The sequence below is a fragment of the Alkalibacillus haloalkaliphilus genome (assembly GCF_007991275.1).
Lineage (GTDB): Bacteria > Bacillota > Bacilli > Bacillales > Alkalibacillaceae > Alkalibacillus > Alkalibacillus haloalkaliphilus.
Window position 1 is genome coordinate 134,092 of record NZ_BJYA01000014.1, and the last position, 14,884, is coordinate 148,975.

At 37.7% G+C, this 14,884-nt stretch carries 15 protein-coding genes, 6 tRNA genes and 2 pseudogenes; 1 reads left to right on the plus strand and 22 read right to left on the minus strand.

Annotated elements, in window-relative coordinates:
* The first annotated feature begins 3 nt into the window (after positions 1 to 3).
* Complete coding sequence (locus AHA02nite_RS10735; RefSeq protein ID WP_146817187.1) at positions 4 to 1,161, plus strand: MFS transporter; 1,158 nt, start codon at positions 4 to 6, stop codon at positions 1,159 to 1,161.
* Between the two features lie 38 nt (positions 1,162 to 1,199).
* Here AHA02nite_RS10735 and AHA02nite_RS10740 read toward each other — a convergent pair whose 3' ends face one another.
* The 22 genes and pseudogenes from AHA02nite_RS10740 to AHA02nite_RS10840 form a co-directional block, all read right to left on the minus strand.
* Positions 1,200 to 1,724 (minus strand): GrpB family protein, encoded by a 525-nt coding sequence (locus tag AHA02nite_RS10740; protein ID WP_146817189.1) that lies wholly within the window; start codon positions 1,722 to 1,724, stop codon positions 1,200 to 1,202.
* A 139-nt stretch (positions 1,725 to 1,863) separates the two neighbouring features.
* Positions 1,864 to 1,983, minus strand: a pseudogene (locus AHA02nite_RS15300) (DUF421 domain-containing protein); the annotation flags it as partial.
* 119 nt (positions 1,984 to 2,102) lie between these two features.
* The gene (locus tag AHA02nite_RS10750) at positions 2,103 to 2,693 is read right to left on the minus strand and encodes a YndM family protein (RefSeq protein WP_146817217.1); all 591 of its coding nucleotides are present in this window, start codon (positions 2,691 to 2,693) and stop codon (positions 2,103 to 2,105) included.
* A gap of 141 nt (positions 2,694 to 2,834) precedes the next feature.
* Entirely contained in the window at positions 2,835 to 3,266 is a 432-nt protein-coding gene (locus AHA02nite_RS10755) for a small multi-drug export protein (protein ID WP_170236073.1), read from the minus strand.
* Positions 3,267 to 3,345: 79 nt separating this feature from the next.
* Positions 3,346 to 3,951 carry an ABC-2 transporter permease gene (locus tag AHA02nite_RS10760; protein WP_146817193.1) on the minus strand — a complete coding sequence of 202 codons (606 nt, stop codon included), beginning with the start codon at positions 3,949 to 3,951 and terminating at the stop codon, positions 3,346 to 3,348.
* A complete protein-coding gene (locus AHA02nite_RS10765) occupies positions 3,944 to 4,810 on the minus strand; it encodes an ABC transporter ATP-binding protein (protein ID WP_146817194.1) in 867 nt (288 codons plus the stop codon). Before AHA02nite_RS10765 ends, AHA02nite_RS10760 begins: the two co-directional genes overlap by 8 nt.
* 5 nt (positions 4,811 to 4,815) lie before the next feature.
* On the minus strand, positions 4,816 to 5,187 hold the full coding sequence (locus AHA02nite_RS10770) for a GntR family transcriptional regulator (protein WP_146817196.1): 372 nt from the start codon (positions 5,185 to 5,187) through the stop codon (positions 4,816 to 4,818).
* Positions 5,188 to 5,341: 154 nt separating this feature from the next.
* Positions 5,342 to 5,854 carry a GNAT family N-acetyltransferase gene (locus AHA02nite_RS10775; protein WP_146817198.1) on the minus strand — a complete coding sequence of 171 codons (513 nt, stop codon included), beginning with the start codon at positions 5,852 to 5,854 and terminating at the stop codon, positions 5,342 to 5,344.
* 11 nt (positions 5,855 to 5,865) lie between these two features.
* Positions 5,866 to 6,171 carry a nucleotidyltransferase family protein gene (locus tag AHA02nite_RS10780; RefSeq protein ID WP_146817200.1) on the minus strand — a complete coding sequence of 102 codons (306 nt, stop codon included), beginning with the start codon at positions 6,169 to 6,171 and terminating at the stop codon, positions 5,866 to 5,868.
* A complete protein-coding gene (locus AHA02nite_RS10785; protein ID WP_146817202.1) occupies positions 6,168 to 6,572 on the minus strand; it encodes a nucleotidyltransferase substrate binding protein in 405 nt (134 codons plus the stop codon). Before AHA02nite_RS10785 ends, AHA02nite_RS10780 begins: the two co-directional genes overlap by 4 nt.
* Before the next feature lie 99 nt (positions 6,573 to 6,671).
* Complete coding sequence (gene glmS / locus AHA02nite_RS10790) at positions 6,672 to 8,474, minus strand: glutamine--fructose-6-phosphate transaminase (isomerizing) (protein ID WP_146817204.1); 1,803 nt, start codon at positions 8,472 to 8,474, stop codon at positions 6,672 to 6,674.
* 407 nt (positions 8,475 to 8,881) lie between these two features.
* Positions 8,882 to 10,237 (minus strand): phosphoglucosamine mutase, encoded by a 1,356-nt coding sequence (glmM, locus tag AHA02nite_RS10795; RefSeq protein ID WP_146817206.1) that lies wholly within the window; start codon positions 10,235 to 10,237, stop codon positions 8,882 to 8,884.
* A gap of 46 nt (positions 10,238 to 10,283) precedes the next feature.
* Complete coding sequence (locus AHA02nite_RS15305) at positions 10,284 to 11,522, minus strand: CdaR family protein (RefSeq protein ID WP_307724924.1); 1,239 nt, start codon at positions 11,520 to 11,522, stop codon at positions 10,284 to 10,286.
* A gap of 3 nt (positions 11,523 to 11,525) precedes the next feature.
* Positions 11,526 to 12,335: pseudogene (gene cdaA, locus AHA02nite_RS15310) on the minus strand (diadenylate cyclase CdaA); the annotation flags it as partial.
* Positions 12,336 to 12,498: 163 nt separating this feature from the next.
* Positions 12,499 to 13,065 carry a sigma-70 family RNA polymerase sigma factor gene (locus AHA02nite_RS10805; RefSeq protein WP_170236074.1) on the minus strand — a complete coding sequence of 189 codons (567 nt, stop codon included), beginning with the start codon at positions 13,063 to 13,065 and terminating at the stop codon, positions 12,499 to 12,501.
* 158 nt (positions 13,066 to 13,223) lie between these two features.
* On the minus strand, positions 13,224 to 14,126 hold the full coding sequence (gene rocF / locus AHA02nite_RS10810; RefSeq protein ID WP_146817212.1) for an arginase: 903 nt from the start codon (positions 14,124 to 14,126) through the stop codon (positions 13,224 to 13,226).
* A 228-nt stretch (positions 14,127 to 14,354) separates the two neighbouring features.
* Positions 14,355 to 14,430: transfer RNA gene (locus AHA02nite_RS10815), tRNA-Ala, on the minus strand.
* Positions 14,431 to 14,446: 16 nt separating this feature from the next.
* Positions 14,447 to 14,522: transfer RNA gene (locus AHA02nite_RS10820), tRNA-Lys, on the minus strand.
* Between the two features lie 21 nt (positions 14,523 to 14,543).
* Positions 14,544 to 14,618 (minus strand) — tRNA-Gln (locus AHA02nite_RS10825).
* Positions 14,619 to 14,624: 6 nt separating this feature from the next.
* Positions 14,625 to 14,710: transfer RNA gene (locus AHA02nite_RS10830), tRNA-Tyr, on the minus strand.
* 6 nt (positions 14,711 to 14,716) lie between these two features.
* Positions 14,717 to 14,793: transfer RNA gene (locus AHA02nite_RS10835), tRNA-Thr, on the minus strand.
* Positions 14,794 to 14,805: 12 nt separating this feature from the next.
* A tRNA-Val gene (locus AHA02nite_RS10840) sits at positions 14,806 to 14,881 on the minus strand.
* Positions 14,882 to 14,884: the final 3 nt, after the last annotated feature.

Genomic DNA, 14,884 nt, shown 5'->3' on the forward strand with positions numbered 1-14,884 from the left:
TCTATGTCACAACATAAATCATTAACACCGCTTAAAACGTTTTTATTTGCGTTTTTTGCAACAAATACAATCATTTTGAGTTATATACCTATATATTTGCAAGAAGACTTGGGTTTGAGCGGTACTGAAATTGGATGGGTACTAGCTATAGGCCCCTTAGCAGCGCTTATATCAGAGCCTTTTTGGGGCTATATGAGCGATAAGTTTAAGACCGTTAAACGCATTTTAATTATTTTATTAACGGCTTTACTGTTATTCAGTGTCGTCTTTTTTAATGTTTACAGCTTAGGTCTAATTCTGACCTTTGCTTTCTTTATGTATTTCTTCTCTGCACCTGTTGGGGCGTTTGGTGATAGTTTAGCCCAACGTCGTGCAGATGAGCTCTCAATATCGTTTGGGACGATTAGAACGTGGGGGTCAATTGGTTTTGCTGTGTCTTCACTCGTTGTTGGGCAGTATTTAACGTGGACCGGCATAGAGAATATCATTTGGCCTTACTTACTCTTTGGCTCATTAGCCCTTTTAGTTGCTTTTAGACTAACGGATGCAGAGCCTTCTAAAGAATCGGTTAGCCTTAAAAGTGTTAAACTACTTTTTCAGAACAAACGCTTAATGTTCTTCTTGCTATTTATCATGTTCATTACGATCTCACATCGTACGAGTGATAGCTTTATTGGTATTTACATCGTTGAATTAGGTGGAACCGAAAGCTTAGTCGGGGTCTCTTGGTTTGTCGGTGTAATCAGTGAAGCTGCTATATTTGCAACAGCTGCCTTCTGGTTTAAAAAGTATCACACACTAATGTTCATTATTGTAGCTGGAGTCCTTTATACGATTCGTTGGTTTTTATTTGGCGTGATCCACGACCCTTGGGTTGTAATCGGCTTGCAGTTTCTACACGGTCTAACTTTTGCTGTTCTTTATTTAGCAGCATTTGATTACATTACAAGACTAATTCCAAAAGTCGTCCAAGGAACTGGTCACCTTATGTTCCATACCGTCTTTTTCGGTATATCAGGCATTATCGGATCGCTTATGGGTGGACCTATAATTGATCACTATAGCGCTAATGCCCTTTATACAGTATTAGGCTTTTTCGCTCTAGTTGGAACGATATTAATCATAATTTATCACGTAATACTAAATGTAAGAAGAGCATAAAAAAGGGCTGTCTCGCTATTGAGACAGCCTTTAGTTTATTATTTTAAAACAGATTTTATAAACATTTCTTTACTTTCAGCATAAGCTGTTACATCTTTAGGGTGTTCTTCCGCTAGCTTAAGCTTTAGCGCTTCATACTCTTTAGCAAGGTCTTGATTGGCATTCAGTCGATCTCGAAATTGAATGTGTGCATTCCACCAATCACCATTATACTCAACAACGTGGAGAAAATGCGTCTTCGTATAATCCTCGTCTTTGATATAAGGAAACTTTGCAAAGACAATTTTCCCTTCTATCTCTTGTTTCTGCAACATGTAATAATCCGCTTCACTCATTCTTTTTAGGCCTAGTAATTGAACGTCTTCTAAACTTTTTAACCCAACGACAAGATCAATAATCGGTTTTGCCTTCAAACCTTTTATAGCTGTACTGCCAATATGCTCAATACCTAAGACGTGTTCTCCAACCATGTTTTGTAGCAGCTGTTTTTCTTGTTGGAATAGTTGAGGCCATTCTGGGTTGTAGTTGACAAGCTTCACTTCACCTTTGCTTAACCCTAACATTTAATACCCCCTAAGTAGTGGTGTATGACCATCATAAGGGGTTTCTCACTTAAATTGTAGTCTAATAATCATTTCTATATTATGGTATAATAGAATTGTAAAATAAAGAGGGTGTTAGCTTATTTCAAATGGTCCGGATGACTATTGGCTGTATGATTATTGAACCAATAGAGATCATGACAACAGTTTGTGCCAAAGTCATTTGTGATATAGATTTTCGACCAGCAAGCCGAAGAAATAGTAACCCCGCTAAAACCATTATTAACACTTCAAATACAATGTTCACAGTTTCACACCCTTGGTTAATCACAACATAATATATTTACATAGCCCCCCTAAAACTTATTTTAGGGAGCATTAGTGCTTGCTATATAGCAACTATTTTCGCTCATCAAAATCATCCGGGTTTAATTCATCTGTAATATCATCATTTAAACGTCCACTTCTCGGGCGGCCAGTCCTTTCATCAAAGTCATCTGGATTTATCTCATCAGCCACTTCATTTTTCGTTTTACGGTATTCGGAATGTTGATTTTCACGTTCATGTTTTGGTTCCAATTCGTCAGATACCTCCGTTTGTAGTTGGTAATTTTGCTGTCTCTTTTCTGTGACCTCTCTTTGTTCACTTTCTTCATAATCTCGCTTAACGAACATATGAAAGAACAACTCGAATACAGTTACTCCGACTGCAGCAATTAATGAAGCTTGAAATATTGGTCCTCCTGGCATAATAAAACCTAGCATTAAATAAAGGACAACAAAGGATAGGAAGAAATCCGAAATAGTGGCAACTATATTATTAGTTCGCAATAATATAAGCAAATCACCGATAATGTAGGAGATCGCGCCTAATATTAATGTAATGAATAAAACATTAGCAAAAGTCACTTGATAACCGAATCCTAAAATCACATACAAAAGAATAAATGATGCGATTGCTTTTGTTAGTATTAACTTGAAATGGTTCATATCCAATTCTTTTCACTCCTTTCTTAACGTTTAGTTTGGGTAGAGAAGGTGACAATATGCATTGTGAGCGAATTTTATAAATCACATTATTTGTAATTTATGTGACGAATAGGAGTGAAAAAATTCAAAAACTAAATTCAATCAATTCATGATATCATGAACAAAATAAGTGCCTAAACCTACACCAATTAAGCCCCATACGACAATACTAATAACATGCCAGTAAACGACTTTCCTTTTACTTGCTCCAGCTGCAAGAGAAGCGAAAGCAGCAATATGTCCAGAAGCGACTAATGGGGCTAAAAGTGCTACACCAGGTACACCATATTTTTCATACCTTTCTCTAGCTTTACTCGCTCTTCTATGAATAAACCCCTTTTGTTTTGCCTCTCGAAAGCGAACGAGCCACGCATTAAATGGCACAATAATCATCATCAACGACAACAAATTACCTAACATACTAATAACGAGTGCCAATAAGATTGGAAGGCCAATTAATGTACCAATTGCTGCACCACCTGGCGACTCAACAAACGGAATTAAAGATAATAGAAAAATCCCTATTGCTTGCAATAACTCATTCACCTCACCCAAAGAGTTAAGAACATTTTGTATAGTTTCTCGATAAATATTTGCTCACCTCCTACTAACCTTACAAAGCTTTCTGTTGATAAATAATTGTAGAAGCTAACCAAGAGACGCCATAAACCACCAAAATCGTTAATGTCCCAAATACATATAACTCAACTGTTGAAAGATTTAACACGAATTCTGTTAGTGTAGTGAAGTTTTCCATTACATATGGAATGGCATTTTCTACAATGAATAAAAAGACGAAAAAGCTTATTAACACAACAATCATCAAGTAGCCAGGCTTAAATATATAAAAGATCGGAAACGTTAATGCTGCAAACAACATAAACATTGTTGCTCCAATTGCAATTTCATTTAATGTAAAAGATTGGTTGAAGACTAGTAGCAATAAACTTGTTAAACCAATCGCTAAGAGCATATAGACGACTGCCCCAATGTAACGAGAAGCGACAATTTCTTTACGTGTATAAGGTAAGGAGTTTAACAAAATGTTCGTCTCTGCCTTTTCATCATAGTAAAAAGCATTAAATGGAATAAATACGCTAGCGACCAAAGCGATTAAAGTTGTAGATGTACCCATAATAATGAAGAACAAAATAAATGGGATGAAGATTAACATCATCTTCTTCTGTAAAATAAGGTCTCGCCTAAATAAATTAAACATGGGACACGCCCCCTTTCAGGTAGTACATAATGTCTTCAAGCGTTGCATGCTCAATGACTACAGAATCTCCGAAAATATCGTTCACTTGCTTTAAATTATCTGTCAGTGCCTCAAAGCCCGTCGGAACTCGACGTACTTCAACAAATGCTTTTTCTGTGTCTCGGTCTAAAAGGTCTAACTCCCCTTTTACAATCGCATAATTTTCAGCTACTTCTTCAGTTGAATGGTTAAATACTATATCTCCATCTTGAATAAAAGCGATATAATCAGCAATCCTGTCTAAATCTGTTGTAATGTGTGACGAAAAGAAGATCGTACGATTACTGTCCACCATTAACTCTTGAATTAAATCAAGAAATTCACGTCTAAAAATAGGGTCCAACCCTGCCGTCGGTTCATCCATAATAATTAATTCAGCATGATGTGACAAAGCAATTGCTAAGGAAGCTTTCATTTGCATTCCTTTTGAAAACTTTTTCATCGCTTTATTAAGCGGCAAACCAAACTTATCAACATAGTAATCAAACAAGTCATCGTCCCAACTTTTATAAGCAGGTGCAACAGTACGTTTAATATCTTTCAAGTTCAGCCCTTCGTAAAAGACATTAGCGTCATATACAAAGCCAATTCGCTCTTTAATTTCCTTCTCATGTGTCTTATAATCTAATCCAAAAACACTTACTTCCCCTTGATCTGGTTTTAATAAATTCATCATCATTTTAATGGTTGTTGATTTACCTGCTCCGTTTGCCCCAACGAATCCTGTTATAAAACCTTTCTTCACTTCCATGTCGATTTGATCAATGGAAAAACCTTTAAATGCTTTCTTAATACCTTTTAACTCAACAACATTTTCCATATAACTCACTCCTCATACAAAAGCTTTAAAAGTTCTTGTAGTTCACCAAAAGACAACCCGATTTCTTTACTATTTACAATCACTGCACTTAACTGTTCTTCTATTACTTTTAGTTTTTTCTCACGGATTACTTCTAAATTTTGCTCAGCCACAAACGAACCTTTACCGACAATGGAATAAATAAACCCTGATTTCTCTAACTCTTCATACGCCCGCTTCGTCGTAATAACACTAATTTGCAAGTCCTTCGCCAACTGCCGTATTGATGGAAGGGCTGCCCCTTCTTTTAAGTCGCCGGATAAAATCGAAGACTTGATTTGGTTGATAATCTGTTCATAAATCGGTTCTTTGGAGCTATTTGAAATAATAATCTGCATCTTTATCCCTCTTTTTACTGATCAGTGTGTTTACATAATGTATATATACTATATACACATTATATACACAGTAAATCTTATTTGCAACTACTTTTGGGAAAAATAATCAAAAAAGAACTGAGACCGTATAGACGATCTCAGTTCATGTTTCAATCTACATTCTGTTATAATCCTTCCTCAACAATCCCATCATCAAGGCGTCGTGATAACTTCCATCAACGAAGAAGTGTTCTTTTAGCTCCCCTTCAACTTTGAACCCAACTTTTTCATAAAGGTGAATGGCTTTTTCATTATGTTTGACGACGTATAGGAAGATTTTATTTAAGTTTAACTGATTAAAACCATACTCAACGGTTAGTCTGGTAGCCTCTACTGCATAACCTTTACCTTGGTGAGCAGGGTCAAACATAATGGCAAACTCTGCGTTACGATGACGCTGGTCAATATCAAAAAGGCCGAGATAACCGACTCTCTCATTAGCGTGATACAAGATGAAGGAGCGATGTGAATCACTATTTAGTGAATTCTCATACTCCTTAACCATTTTTTCCTTCGTTGTATAAGGCTCTTCAAACCAATAATCCATGATGTTTGGATTTGTTCTCATTTTATATATGAAATCTAAATCTTCTTTTTCTAGTGGGCGAAGTTGTAGATTGGTATCCATAAAAAAACCTCCTAGTACAGCGGCAGTGAATATCCATTTTCCTCGATATGTTGCTTCAAACTCTCATTAGAAATCTGTTCATACTGTATCACATCAAAAAAGTAAGGCATCGATGACTCTTCATTTAACCAATAATTAATCTGATTAATTGTCTCTTGTGTAACTTCTTTACCAGTGATGGCGAGGTCAACATCTGAACCTTTTTTATAATTACCCATTGCTCGACTTCCAAAGATGATTACCTTTTCTACCTCTGGGTAACGTCCAAACAGGTTATTCAATTCATCTAAATCTTCATCTTTTAAACCAAAATTCATAGTAACTCCCTCTTTAACTTCTCATAAAACCACTTTATTTCCGGAAAGTACTTTTTGTTAATTTCACTAATCAATGTTAATGCCAGGTCGTCATCATATGTATGAGTAGTTAAATTTCTTTTGTTCAACGCTTCTAGCCATATATGACCATCATTAATGATCCCATTTTGATATGCCTGTTTAATAGTTTCACGAGGACTTTTAACAATGTAGCCTTCAGCTTCTAAATAGTCTTTCATCACTTTCCAAGAAAGCTCCATTGTCATTTCAAAAAATTGAATATAGCCGGCAATTAATATTTTACTATTTAGCTCTTCTTGATTATGTTCTTCAAGTAATTGAAAAACCTTTTCGAAATTTTCAAATCGTTGTTTCCAACGAATATCTTTATAAGAATTCAATTATTGCCACTCCCTTACTTTTTTAACTAAAATCGTTTAAGGGTAAAAAAGACAGAAGTGTGTCTAATCACTTCTGCCTTTATCCTTATTATACCATATTTATTCTACTGTAACACTTTTAGCCAAATTCCTTGGCTTATCAACATCACAATCACGGTGTAGTGCTGCGTAGTAAGAAATAATTTGTAATGGTAGCACTGAAACTAACGGTGTTAGTAATGGATGCACTGTTGGAATGACAAATGCATCACCTTCACGATAAAGGTCTTCAGGGCTAATAATACATGCGTTAGCACCACGTGTTACAACTTCTTGTACGTTTGAACGGATTGAGCTGTTTACATGGTCTTGTGTTGCAAGTGCAATCACAGGTGTGCCGTCTTCAATTAAAGCAATTGTACCGTGCTTTAACTCTCCACCCGCAAAACCTTCTGCTTGAATGTAAGAGATCTCTTTAAGCTTTAGCGCGCCTTCTAAACCAACGAAGTAATCTAAACCACGTCCGATAAAGAAGCAATTGCGTGTTGTTGATAAATAATCACGTGCAACTTGCTCTAGCTGGTCTTTCTGATCACATAACGTTTCCATTGCATTACCGACGATCGCTAATTCTTTTAACGGATCGAAATCTAACGTTAAACCTTTAGCACGCGCTGTATCTACAGCTAAAATAGCTAAGACAGCCATTTGTGCTGTGTATGCTTTCGTTGAAGCAACTGCAATCTCTGGTCCTGCATGTAAATGTAATGTGTAATTCGATTCACGAGAAAGGGTTGATCCAGGTACGTTTGTAATCGTAAGCGCTGGATGACCTAATTTATTTGTTTCAACTAATACTGAACGTAAGTCTGCTGTTTCACCGCTTTGTGAAATAAAGACGAATAATGGCTTTTCAGATAGTAATGGCATGTTATATGAGAATTCGCTTGCGATGTGAACCTCTGTTGGAACTTGCGCAATCTTTTCTAAGAATTCTTTACCAATTAAGCCTGCGTGGTAGCTTGTTCCTGCTGCAATAATATAGACGCGATCACAGTCTGCCATCGCTTGACGTACGTCTTCATCTAGCTTAATTTGATCATTGTCATCTTGGTATTCTTGAATAATCTTACGCATAACAAAAGGCTGTTCATCGATTTCCTTTAGCATGAAGTGAGGGTACGTCCCTTTTTCAATGTCGCTAGCATCAATTTCAGCAACAAATGGGTCGCGTTCCACTTTAGTACCATCAAGCTTTTGGATTTCAACGCGATCATTCGCAACTAATACGATTTCTTCATCCATTAATTCAACAAACTGATCGGTTACTTGAAGCATCGCCATTGAGTCACTCGCAACGACATTGAACTCTTCGCCTAAACCAACAAGTAATGGGCTTTTGTTTTTCGCAACGAAAACAGTGTCTTTCTGATCACGGTCTAATACAGCTAATGCATAAGAACCGTGTAGTAAGCTTACAGTTTTACGAAACGCTTCAAGCGCGTTGCCTGTTTCTTTTTCAAATTGCTCAATTAGTTGAACAATAATTTCTGTATCTGTTTCACTTACAAAGTTAACATCTTGCAAGTATTCACTTTTTAGTTCTTCAAAGTTTTCAATAACACCATTGTGAACTAAAGTGAATCTGCCTGATGTACTTTGGTGAGGGTGAGCATTCGTTTCGCTTGGCTCACCGTGAGTTGCCCAACGTGTATGACCAATACCAATGTTAGCAGATACAGATTCATCAACTGCTTCACGTAAGTTCGCAATTCGTCCTTTTACTTTAAATAGATCTGTATCTTTTTCGCCTCGCACTGCAATACCTGCTGAGTCATACCCACGATACTCTAATTTCTCTAAACCTGCTAAAAGGATTTCTTTTGCATCTTGATTCCCGATATATCCTACAATTCCGCACATAATGTGTTACCTCCTATTTTGAAAGAGGCAAACAAATGCATTCCTTTACAAGGGGCGATTGTTTGCCCCTTTCTCGTGTTAGTTATTTATACACCTTGTAAGAAGTGGTTGTGCATAGAGTTGCCTCTACGTTTTCACTTCCAACACTACAGTTGAGGTGCTGCAACCGGGAGGCATCCGCCGAATACTCGATTAAACCTCCTCCTCGTCAACTATTTCTCTTCTCCGTCCGAGAAATAGCCCTGGCGCTTTTAAAACTATACTTTCACTCTACGCTCCTTTCTATTCTTGAATAAAACTGACTGTTCCTATTTTACTTATATTTGTAAAACAGGTCAATTACTGTTGTTGAAAAAGTGAAGCACAAGGAATGAAAATCAAAAACCATCCCTCATGCTTGTTATATTCTATGCATCTTTTAAGCCATATGTTTCTTCTATTACTTTAGAAACTTGTGCAACATAGTTCTCACAATCGTCTTTCGTCGGCGCTTCAACCATTACTCGGACGACTGGCTCAGTTCCTGATGGACGAACTAACACACGTCCTTTTCCATCTAACTCACTTTCTACTCGATCGATTGCTTCTTGAACAGTTTGATCGAGATGAACTTCATGCTTATTCACAACACGAACGTTTTGTAAAACTTGAGGGAACTTCTGCATTTCCTCGGCTAGTTCAGATAATGGCTTTTTCGTCTCGCTCATTGCATTTAGTAACTGTAATGCAGATAACATACCGTCACCTGTCGTAATGTAATCTAAGAAGATAATGTGACCAGACTGTTCACCACCTAAGTTAAAGTCATTGGCTAACATTTCTTCCATGACATAACGATCGCCGACAGATGTTTTCACTGTATCAATACCTAACTCATCAAACTTACGATAAAGTCCGATATTACTCATCACAGTCGTTACAACGGTATCTTTTTTCAGGCGCCCTTGTTGCTTAAGGAACTTGCCGCAAATATACATAATCTTATCACCGTCGATGACATTACCTTTTTCATCTACAGCGATTAGACGGTCACCATCACCATCAAAGGCTAAACCAATGTCTGCGCCTTGTTCAACTACAGTTTGACGCAAGTTTTCCGGGCTTGTTGAGCCATAACCGTCATTGATATTAGTGCCATCTGGTGATGAACCAATTGACACCAGGTCCGCCTCAAGGTCTGCAAACAGATGAGATGCTAGTGATGAAGTAGCTCCATGGGCACAATCAATAACAATTTTCATATTTTCAAAATCTGTATCAACCGTCTGCTTTAAATGTTGTAAGTACTTCTGACCTGCTTCAAAGTAATTCATTGATTGCCCTACTTTTGTACCGACAGGCCTTGGTAACTCATCAGTGTCTGTATCAAGCAAGCTTTCAATTTCATGTTCTTGTTCATCATTAAGTTTAAATCCGCTTTCGCCGAAAAATTTAATACCGTTGTCTTCTACTGGGTTATGAGATGCTGAAATCATGACACCTGCTTGAGCACCTGAAGCTTTTGTTAAATAAGCAACACCAGGAGTCGATATTACACCTAAGCGCATGACATCTACACCAACAGATAGAATTCCAGCTACTAAAGCACCTTCAAGCATCTCACTTGATATACGTGTATCACGACCTACTAGTAGCTTAGCTTTCTCTGTTGCATCTTTCGTTAGTGCGTAGGCACCGTAGCGCCCTAATTTGAAGGCTAGCTCTGGTGTTAATTCTGTGTTAGCTACCCCACGTACTCCATCTGTCCCGAAGTATTTTCCCATGATCATTCCGCTCCTTCATTCAATCCATCATATCATTCGTCAAGATCTATTCGATTCTGACCCTTACTCGTTCTTCTTCTGTAGAAAGTCTAATACCTTCAGGGCCATCTAATTGTAAGTCCGCATAAAACTCACCTTCTACTTGACCATCCACATCAATCCAAACTCTTATATTATCTGAACTTAAATCATCTAAATCATCTTGAGTTCCAATTACGTTAACATCAATTAATGCTTCTTCTGGGTCAATGAAAGTGATTTCTTGGTTGTCTTCTAAGTTGTCAACTTCTATTTCAACGTCATCTAATGTGTCTTCGATTGCTTCTTCAACTGCAACCTCTACCTCAGCTGTTTCAGGTTCTGCCCTAGTAACACCAGATGGTACAGGTACATCAACTTCTAATATCGTCGTTTCTTCAATTTCACTTAAATCTATTTCTAATGGCTCTAGCATATTAATTTCATCTAAACGCTCAAGGCTACCGTATAAAGTGGCAGAAACAGGATTTAAATTAACCCCTTGAAGTACTAAGCTGTCATCTAGCTCTCCACTTAACTCATATGTTAACGGATAACGCTTATCATTAATCGACACATCCGCCTCAACCGAAACCGTTGATGGATCGACATATACACTTAATTCATTTCCTTGGGCATCATAGACACGAATTGGAGCATCATTTATCACTCCATCTTCTGCCAAGTCTGTAAGGCTGACAATAGCTTTCACCATCGCAATACGATCCACTTCCGCACTCGAACCTGTAATATCAACCTCTTCGGGTGCAACAACTGGTTCACTAGCAAACGCATCAGTTTCACCTAACTCATCATGGCCGAAAAAGTCCACTTCAACTGGAAATGACACAGTTGAACGTTCCTCAATCGTGATATCTACTGTTCTAGGTTCAATATAAACAGATAATTGACTAGATATACCAGCATGCAAAACATCAACTTCATGTTGTCCTGGTCCTAGATCATTTAAATCAATAAACACATCAAAATTACGCTGTCGTACTGTTTGGGTTATAACACTGCGTGGCCCTTCTACTGTCACGTTAACCGTATCAGGAACACCCCGCACGACATAATCATCTTCCTCTAGGTCAACTTGTAATGGCACGTTTTCCATCGTCTCAACATCTGATGAACCTGTTGGAAGAAAGATATCATTTGATCGAGACGTATTTGCTTCATCAATCGCTACTGTTGTGTAAAGCAAAATGGCTAGAAATAATGATACGATCCTTGTAAACCATGGGCTTTTAATCCAATTATCCATTTCGCTTCCCCTCCAACTCCACGACTTTGATGCAGACGTACCTTCAGCAGGGTTTAACTCTTTCATTAACAATTTACGTAAATCCTCTTCGTCTAGTTTTCGATGAAGTTCACCATTTTTAGTAGCAGATATGTTTCCAGTCTCCTCTGAAACGATTAAAGTTAAAGCGTCTGTTACTTCGCTTACACCCATAGCCGCTCTATGTCTTGTCCCTAATTCTTTCGAAATAAAAGGACTTTCACTTAACGGTAAATAACAAGCAGCCGCCACGATTTCATCAGCTTTTATAATAACCGCTCCATCATGTAATGGTGCGTTTGGAATAAAGATATTCGTTAATAACTCACTCGTTAATTTACCATGAACGTCAACACCTGTCTCAACATATTCACTCATACCAGTTTCACGCTCAATAGTGATTAACGCACCAATTCTTCTCTTACTCATATAATTACACGACTTAACGATTGCATCGATTGTTTCGTGGATTGCTTTCTCTTCAGACTGAGTATTTCTCGCAAAGAAGCTCCCTCGTCCAAGTTGTTCTAATGCACGTCGAATTTCTGGCTGGAACAAGATAATAACCGCAAGAAAACCCCATGTGATCGCTTGATAAACTAACCATTGAACAGTTTTAAGCTCTAAAATTGAACTAAAAAACCATATACCTAATACGACGAAAATCCCTTTCAACAATTGAACGGCTTTCGTCCCTCTTATAACTGAAAATAATTTATATATAACAAACCATACTAATGCTATATCAACGACGATTCTAAGCACTTGTATGAGATCTAATTCTTCCCACGACATGCCTACACTTCCTTCACGCACTTATATTCATTAGGAGCTTTTTAAACTGTTTTTATTATATCACATTTTATTATGACTTAAATAAATGGAAGATGATTAAATTCCTATTTTTTCATTGCTAAATGTTGTACTAAAAATACTAAAAACGCTAATTCAGATCATCCTAAACTAGCGTTTTACCATTAACGAACTTCTTCTTCAAAACTTCTTTTCCCCTATATATTCTAGTCTTTACAGTCCCCACTGGAATATTAAGTGTTATAGAAATTTCATTAATCGAAAACTCTTGGAAGTATCTAAGTAATATAACAGAGCGATACTTCGGTGGTAAAGCTTTTATGTAGTCCCATATCTGCTCATCTCGCTCATTCGTAATGACTGATTCTTCCGGGTTAAGAGCTTGACCTTCAACTTGGTCCAATCGGGTAGCATACTCAGAACCTTTTATAGCTTGATCAAGGATTGCGAGCGGCTTCTTCTTACGCATTTTATCAATACAAAGGTTAGTAGCAATTCTAAAAAGCCAAGGCTTGACCTGCTTAATCTCATTAAATTTATATAAGTTCTGATAAACTTTTAGAAATGTCTCTTGCGTCACCTCTTCAGCGTCGTAAAAACAGCCTAAAACACGATAACAATGACGAAACAAATCATTGTCGTATGTGGTTAACACCTCTTCATACAACGCTAAATCTGAATTTATCTTGTTATACTCCCCCTGTTCAGACACTGGTATCCTTCTCCTCTTTTCATACAATCAATAACATTATACAACAATTACCAATAATTTCATATTAGTTTGTAGGAAAAAATTGTTGGTCATAGGTTGCTAAGAAGGGAGAAAAAGAAAATAGCTCCATCTCAAAAATGAAATGAAGCTATTAAAAATTATATATATTTCTCACCAAATACGGCTGCGATCATATCAGTAGCGACTTCAGCCGTTTGATTCCGCTGATCTAATAAAGGATTGACTTCAACAATTTCAACTGAAGTAAGTATTTCAGAGTCATATAATGTAGACATTGCATGAAATGTTTCTCTATATGAAGGACCTCCATCAACAGGTGTCCCTGTCCCTGGTGTATGTAAAGGGTCTATCCCATCCACATCAAGACTTAAATGGACACCATTAACTCGCGGCCTTAAATAATCGATTGCCTCTTTAATTACAGCATCCATACCACGTTTCTCAATGTCATGCATCGTATAAACTTGAACACCATGCTCTTTTATAAACTTTCTCTCACCTTCATCAATAGACCGTGCACCAATAATAACAGTGTTTTCAGGTTTCACTTTAGGACCATCCCCATTAATCGATGTAAGATCTTGATGTCCTACACCTAAACTCGCTGCAAGTGACATACCATGAATATTACCTGAAGGAGATGTCTCACCACTGTTCAAGTCTGCATGTGCATCAAACCAAATAACACCTAGTTCTTGATAAAAACTATAAAGACCTGCAATAGTTCCTATAGCTATACTATGATCTCCACCTAAAATTAATGGAAAATCACCTTTGGATTTTATCTTTTTTAGCTTATCTGCAATTTTTTGGTTACCACTCGTAACCTCTTTTAAGTTCTTTAAATTTGTTTTTGGATCTTTTTCGTTAGACCCCTCATTCTTTATATCAATATTTCCATAATCTTCGTATTTTACATTTAGCCCATCTAATCGTTTATGTAAACCGGCATATCGAATAGCATTTGGGCCTAGGTCAACACCATAGTTCGGCTGTGCAATTGTAATCGGAGCACCTATAATCCCTACTCTATTTTTCATCTAAACCCCTCCTTTTACCTGAGGTTATTTTATATTCATTATCTAAATGGTTCAACTGGACAAAAAAGTGAATAATTATGCAGGACCGAAGGCGCTTTCAATGGTAAGCCTCACTTCTCTATACAACCTATAGTTTGTACAAATTTAGTTTAATTAACTCTTATCTAGTTTTTAGAATACAAAAAAAAGCTGCTTCCCAAATCAGGAAACAACTTTAAATCAATGTTATGGTGGAGCCTAGCGGGATCGAACCGCTGACCTCCTGCGTGCAAAGCAGGCGCTCTCCCATCTGAGCTAAGGCCCCTTACTTCTTATGTAAATGGTGAGCCATGGAGGATTCGAACCTCCGACCCTCTGATTAAAAGTCAGATGCTCTACCAACTGAGCTAATGGCTCTAACTTGAACTAAAATATATATGGCTGGGCCATCAGGATTCGAACCTGAGAATCACGGGACCAAAACCCGTTGCCTTACCGCTTGGCTATGGCCCAATAAGATGGTGGAGGGGGACGGATTCGAACCGCCGAACCCAAAGGGAGCGGATTTACAGTCCGCCGCGTTTGGCCAACTTCGCTACCCCTCCAACTACTGGTGCCGACCGAGGGACTCGAACCCCCAACCTACTGATTACAAGTCAGTTGCTCTGCCAGATTGAGCTAGGTCGGCAATGAAGTTAGATGGTGGAGGATGGCGGGCTCGAACCACCGACCCCTTGCTTGTAAGGCAAGTGCTCTCCCAGCTGAGCTAATCCTCCGAA